A 6,051-nucleotide genomic window follows, 5' to 3' on the forward strand; every position below is an offset into this window, starting at 1 on the left:
GACTTCGACGGCGTCTGGGACTCCGTGCGCAACGCTCACGAGCTGCACGCGGATCCGCAGGTGCTGGCGAACGGGTACCTGCCGCGGCTGGAGGACGGGAGCGGCACCGAGTTCGCGCTGGTGGACAGCCCCGTGCAGTTCGACGAGCGGCCCAGCGTTCTGCGCCGGGCCCCTGAGCACGGCGAGCACACCGACGATGTGCTGCAGGAGATCGGCTACGACTGGGACGAGATCATCGCCCTGAAGGAGAACGGCGCCGTCCTCTGACCGATGCGCCGGCCCACGCCGTTCGCACACCGACCTGAACATCTGCGCCCTCGTCGCCGCCGAGGCGTTCCCGCGTGCACCGCGCGGGTCCGGACCGGTGGGCGGCGCCGGTTGTCGGCCCGGTGATCGTCGGTTGGGCACGTGAAACCGTCTGTGGTGCGGTGCCGTGTCCCGAACCGCTGATCATGGCGGGTCGTGCGCTTGTCGACCGTCGTCGACGCCGGTGATCGCGGTTCTGGGTGCCGAGCGGTCCGTGGCGCGCCGCAGTGTCCGGAAGTGCTGCTCATCGCCGCCGCGGGTGGCGGTCCGTTGCCGGGGTGGGCGTTCGGCCGTCGGTTCCGAGCGCGTTGATCCTCGCTCGGGGGGAGCAGGCCGTCGGTGGAGGGTGCGCGGTGCCGATGGCGGTCCGCAGTCTGCGACCGCAGGCCGGCTGAGAGGAACACCATGGGGTCGCGGGTCCCGCCGGTCCCCACGGTGTCCATCTCACCTGCGTCAGACGCCCAGTCGGCTCAGTAGTCGCTCGTGGTACTCACGCGGCCCGCCGAACAGCAGCTGGGAGGACTTGGCGCGCCGGAAGTACAGGTGCGCGGGGTGTTCCCAGGTGAAGCCGATGCCCCCGTGGACCTGGATGTTCTCGGCGGCCACGAACATGAACGCCTCCGAGCACACCGAGTGCGCCACTGCCGCGGCCACGCCGTGCTCCGGTGATCCCTCGACCCCGGCTGCGGCGTTCGCCGCCTCGATCGACGCCGCGTCGGCCAGCTGCACGCGGGTGAGCATGTCCGCGCACTTGTGCTTCACGGCCTGGAACGAGCCGATCGGCCTGCCGAACTGCATCCGGTCCCGGGCGTAGGCCGCGCTCGCCTCCAGGCACGCGCGCGCCCCGCCGACCTGCTCGGCGGCGAGCGCGGTGGTGGCCAGGTCGAGCACGCGATCCACCAGCGGGCCCGCCGCGCCCGGCTCGCCGACCGGTGTCGCAGCCGCGTCGGAGAACGTCAGCCGCGCGAGACGGCGGGTGGGGTCCAGCACACGCAGGGGAGTGCGGGTGACGGCGTCACCGGCCACGGCGAAGAGGCCGGGACCTGCGTCGGTGGCGGCGACGACGAGCACGGTGTCGGCCGTGGCGCCGTCGAGCACGAAGGACTTCTCGCCGCGGAGGGTCCAGGCCCCCGCCGACCGCGTCGCGGTGGTCCGTAGCGCGCCGGTATGCCACCGGCCGTCAGCCTCGGCGACGGCCAGCGTGGCGGTGGTCTTGCCGCTCGCGATGCCCGGGAGGTGCGCGGCCTGCGCGTCCTGATCGCCTGAGGCGATGAGCGCCGACCCGGCCAGGACGACGCTGGACAGGAACGGGCTCGGCAGCAGCGCTCGGCCCATCTCCTCCAGCACCACCCTCAGCTCGACGAAGCCGAAGCCGTCGCCGCCGTACTCCTCGGGAAGGGCGAGCGACTGCAGCCCGAGCTGGTCGGCCATCTGCGTCCACACGGCGTCGTCGACGCCGCGATCGGACTCCATCACCGCCCGGACCTGCTCCTCGCCGGACTTGGCCGTGAGGAAGTCCCGGACAGAACTGCGCAGGTCGTCGAGCTCACTCATGAGCTGCTCCCCGAACGCCGCATCTCCCGGAAGGGGGACTTCGTGTCGATGCCCGGCTCCTTCGGAAGCCCCAGCACCCGCTCGGCCAGAATGTTCTTCATGATCTCCTCCGTGCCGCCGAGGATGCGCAGCGCCGGCGTGGAGAGCAGCAGTTCGGTCCACGACCAGGTTCCCCACTCCCCGGTGTCGGCGATCATCCGTGGGCCGGACACCTCGCCGGCGAAGTGCGCGGTGCGCGTCAGGTTCTGGGCGAACAGCAGCTTGGACACCGACGCCTCGGGGCCGGGTTCCTGCCCCGCGCGCATCCGGCGGATCGCCTGGTGGTTGAGGTACCCGGTGGCGGCCTGGTCGGCATAGAGCTCCGCCAGCCGCCGCCGCGTGGCGCGATCGTCGAGCACGCCGTTGGCCTCGAGCATCGCGGTGAGGAAGGGCAGCGACGTCGCGCGGGCCACCGGCCCGGCCCCCTCGCCACCGACAGTGGCGCGCTCGTTCATCAGGGTGGTCAGGGCTACCCGCCAGCCGTTGTTCACCTCGCCGAGGCGGTGGTCGTCGGGCACCCGGACGCCGGTGAGGAAGACCTCGTTGAAGTCGGCGCCGCCGCTCATCTGCCGCAGCGGTCGCACCTCGACGCCGGGGGCCTTCATGTCCACGACGAACGCGGTGATGCCCTTGTGCTTGGGGAGGTCGGGATCGGTGCGGCACAGCGCCATCCCGATCTCCGCGTGCTGCGCGATCGACGTCCACACTTTCTGGCCGTCGAGCACCCACTCGTCACCGTCCTTGACGGCCTTGGTCTCCAGGCTCGCCAGGTCCGATCCCGCCGCGGGCTCGGAGAACAGTTGGCAGGCGATGGTGTCGCCGCGGTACATGGACGGGAGGTAGCGGTCCTTGATGTGGTCCTGCGCGTGGGCCAGGATCGTCGGCCCGATCATGCCGAGGCCGATCACTGCGAGCACGCCGGTGTCGGGCACGTCGTACTCGGCCTCGATGCCGTCGTAGACGAGGTCGTGCAGCGTGTCGAGCCCGCGGCCGCCGTACTCCGCGGGGCCGGTGACCCAGCCGAAGCCCGCCTCGTAGCGGGTGGCCTGCCACGCCCGCGCCTGCGCGACCTTCGCCGCGTCGACCTCGGGCGGGTCGGCGCTGAAGTACGCGATCCGGTCCGGTCCCACGCCCCACTCGACGGTGCCGGCGTCCTCGCGGCGCGACGCGTGGCCGTCCAGGAACTCCCGGACGGACGCGGCGAACTTCTCCATGCTCATCTCCCTCAGACCTCCACGACAGGGTCCAGCGGAGCCCCCGCAAGTAACGCCTCGCCCGTCGAGCAGGCCAGCGCGACGTGCCCGCCGTACAGGGCGTCCAGCGCGCCTGCCCGTGTCACGTGCCGGGGCACCTCGCCCTCCTGCGACAGCCCCATCGCGCCGCTCACCTGCACCGCGCTACGCATGACGGCCGCCTGGGCGCGCCCGGCCTGCAGCTTCGCGAGGGCGGCGGCCCAGCCCGGGTCGGGTGCGGTCCAGGCGGCGTCCAGCACCGAGCGGGCCGCGGTCAGGACGACGTGTGCCTCGGCGAGCCGGTGCCGCACGGCCTGGAAGGACGCGATCGGCCTGCCGAACTGCTGCCGGGCCGACGTGTGTGCGACGGTCACCGCCAGTGCGGCCTCGCCGACGCCGATGATCTCTGCGGCGAGTGCGCGGTGGGCGGCGCCGACGGCGGCCGTCCACGCGTCGCCCGCGGGCACGGGTTCGTGGTGCCCGGTCAGTGGCCCGTCGACGACGGACCAGCCCGACCGGGGATCGAAGCCCGCGGCGGCGGACGTGATCGGTGCGAGCCGGTGGGCGGGCACGACGAGCAACGTGGCCGCTCCGGCCGGGACCACGACCTCGTCGATCCCGTCGAGGGTCCCGAGCAGCACGCCGTGCGCCCGTCCCGCCACGGGCTCGCCCAGCGGGTGCAGCACCGCGCGGGTGCCGGAGGCCGGGGGCAGCACACCCGCCAGCTCGCGCAGGACCACGTCGTCCAGGGCACGGGAGGTGGCCAGCGCCCGCCCGTGCTCGACGAACAGCAGCGTGGTGGCGCCCGCGGGGTCGTCGGCCAGCACCTCGTCCCAGCCGAGCTCGGCCAAGGCGGGCCCGAGGTCGCGGCCCCCGTGCAGCAGTTCCCGCAGCGACCCGGCCAGCAGGTCGGTGGTGGCGGCGTCCATGGGGGTCATGCGGAGCGCTCCTTGGGCAGGCCCAGCACGTGGTCGGCGAGAATGCCGCGCTGGACCTCCGCGGAGCCGCCCATGATCGTGGAGCCCCGGCTGTACCACCAGTCGTCCCGCCAGGAAGCGGCGTCGGGCTCGGCCCCGAACGTGAACCGGATGCCGAGCAGCTCGCGGGCGAGGTCGTGCAGGCCGGTCTCGACGGTGGCGAGGAGGATCTTGTCGACGCTGGCCTCGGGCCCGACGGTCTCGCCCGCGGCCAGCCTGCGTACGGTCTCCACGCTGCGGGCGCGCAGCGCCACGATGTCGGCGTAGCACTCCCCGAAGCGGCGGGTGGCGCCGTCGGGCAGTGTCGTTGCGGCGACCTGGTCGCGCAGCTCGCGGAGCCTGCGCAGCGCGACGGTGGCGCTGAGCCAGGCGAACATCGCCCGCTCGAACTGCAGCAGGTACATCGCGACGGCCCAGCCCTGACCCGCAGCGCCGATCAGCCGGGACGCCGGCACGCGCGCCTCGTCGAAGAAGACCTCGGCGAGCTCGTTCTGCCCGCTCGCCAGCGCCAGCGGGCGCACGGAGACACCGGGCGTGGCGACGTCCACGAGGATCATGCTCAGCCCGCGGTGCCTGCTCTCGGTGGTGCCGGTGCGGACCAGGCAGGCCAGCCGGCGCGCCGTGGCGCCGTGGCTGGTCCACACCTTCTGGCCGGAGAGCACGTAGTGGTCGCCGTCGGGCCGGGCCCGGCAGCGCAGGGCGGCGAGGTCGCTCCCGGCCTCGGGCTCGGAGAACCCCTGCCCCCACCACTCCTCACCGCGCAGGTAGGGGGGCAGCAGCTCGGCGGCCAGCTCGGGTGAGAAGCGCAGCAGCGGTGGCGCGAGCGTCTCCAGCATGAGGTGGGGCTCGGGGACCGGCAGCCCCGCGGCGCCGAGCTCCTCGTAGAGCACGGCGCGGTGCCGCTCGTCGCCGCCGAGCCCGCCGGCATGGGCGGGCCAGCCGTAGCGGTTCCAGCGACCCCGGTAGAGGCCGCCCATCAGGAAACCGTGCTCGGCGATGCGCTTCTCGGTGGTGTCGTAGTGCGCCCCCCGCCAGCGGCGCAGGGACGGTTCGCTCCTGAGGTAGGCGCGTAGTGCGGTGCGGTAGCCGTCGAGGTCGTCGGCGTAGGTGCCGAGCCCCGACCGGGACTCGACCGCCGTCATGCCTTCGCCGCTCGTGCCTTCGAGCGCTCCAGGAACCGATTGACCAGGTCCCGGTGCTCGGGGGTGTCGAACGAGCTGAACTCCTCGGCGAGCGCGTACTCGAGAACGCCGGCGACGGCGCGCTTGATGTGCATGTTCAACGCCCGCTTGGTGCTCTGCACGGCATGTGGCGGCTGCGCGGCCAGTTTCTCGGCCAGCGCAATTGCCTGGTCGAGAAGCTCGGCGTCGGGCACGGCACGGTTGGCCAGCCCGAGCGCGACGGCCTGCTGGGCCGGGATCCGCTCGCTGGTGAGCAGGTACTCCTTGGCCTTCAGCATGCCCATCAGCAGCGGCCAGGTGGGGGCGCCGCCGTCGGCCGCGGTGAGCCCGACACCGACGTGCGGGTCGGCCATGAAGGCACTCTCGCCGATCAGCACGATGTCGGCGGTGACGGCGAGGTTGCAGCCCAGCCCGACGGCCGGACCATTGACGGCTGCGACAACCGGCAGCGGGAAGTCGAGGATCTCGGTGAGCAGCTTGCGCGCCCCGTCGATCTCGTGACGGCGCTGGGCGCGGTCGTCCCAGAGGTCGACGAAATGCGCGAGGTCGCCACCGGCACTGAACGCCCTACCGGCCCCGGTGAGCACGACGGCCCGCGCGCCCGGGTCCTCCGCCAGGTGCCGCCAGACGGCGATCAAGGCGCCGTGCAGCGCCTCGTTCGCGGAGTTGAGGGCGTCGGGGCGGTTGAGCGTCACGATCCGGACGGGGCCACGCTCCTCGATCAGCAGCTCCGGTGCGAACGGGTTCTCCATGACACTCCTC

6 protein-coding genes are annotated in these 6,051 nt (G+C 72.9%); 1 reads left to right on the plus strand and 5 read right to left on the minus strand.

From position 1 onward, the window contains the following. A partial coding sequence (locus tag JWR81_RS09250) for a CoA transferase (RefSeq protein ID WP_297649463.1) occupies positions 1-267 on the plus strand: 267 nt, incomplete at its 5' end. 492 nt (positions 268-759) lie between these two features. Here JWR81_RS09250 and JWR81_RS09255 read toward each other — a convergent pair. From JWR81_RS09255 to JWR81_RS09275, 5 genes are all read right to left on the minus strand, one after another. Further along, entirely contained in the window at positions 760-1,860 is a 1,101-nt protein-coding gene (locus JWR81_RS09255; RefSeq protein WP_297649464.1) for an acyl-CoA dehydrogenase family protein, read from the minus strand. Next, positions 1,857-3,113, minus strand: coding sequence for an acyl-CoA dehydrogenase family protein (locus tag JWR81_RS09260; RefSeq protein ID WP_297649465.1), 1,257 nt, complete (start codon positions 3,111-3,113; stop codon positions 1,857-1,859). Before JWR81_RS09260 ends, JWR81_RS09255 begins: the two co-directional genes overlap by 4 nt. 11 nt (positions 3,114-3,124) lie before the next feature. Beyond that, the gene (locus tag JWR81_RS09265) at positions 3,125-4,069 is read right to left on the minus strand and encodes an acyl-CoA dehydrogenase family protein (RefSeq protein ID WP_297649466.1); all 945 of its coding nucleotides are present in this window, start codon (positions 4,067-4,069) and stop codon (positions 3,125-3,127) included. After that, positions 4,066-5,250 (minus strand): acyl-CoA dehydrogenase family protein, encoded by a 1,185-nt coding sequence (locus JWR81_RS09270; protein ID WP_297649467.1) that lies wholly within the window; start codon positions 5,248-5,250, stop codon positions 4,066-4,068. The genes JWR81_RS09265 and JWR81_RS09270 overlap by 4 nt, the downstream gene beginning before the upstream one ends. Beyond that, positions 5,247-6,051 (minus strand): enoyl-CoA hydratase/isomerase family protein (locus JWR81_RS09275; RefSeq protein WP_367278762.1); only part of this gene is annotated, 805 nt, incomplete at its 5' end. The genes JWR81_RS09275 and JWR81_RS09270, both read right to left, overlap by 4 nt.

Source organism: Pseudonocardia sp. (assembly GCF_025965585.1).
GTDB lineage: Bacteria > Actinomycetota > Actinomycetes > Mycobacteriales > Pseudonocardiaceae > Pseudonocardia.

Excerpts from the sequence above, each read along its gene's own strand:
- JWR81_RS09255 (WP_297649464.1), bottom strand. The coding sequence starts at position 1,860 with ATGAGTGAGCTCGACGACCTGCGCAGTTCTGTCCGGGACTTCCTCACG.
- JWR81_RS09260 (WP_297649465.1), bottom strand. The coding sequence starts at position 3,113 with ATGGAGAAGTTCGCCGCGTCCGTCCGGGAGTTCCTGGACGGCCACGCG.
- JWR81_RS09265 (WP_297649466.1), bottom strand. The coding sequence starts at position 4,069 with ATGACCCCCATGGACGCCGCCACCACCGACCTGCTGGCCGGGTCGCTG.
- JWR81_RS09270 (WP_297649467.1), bottom strand. The coding sequence starts at position 5,250 with ATGACGGCGGTCGAGTCCCGGTCGGGGCTCGGCACCTACGCCGACGAC.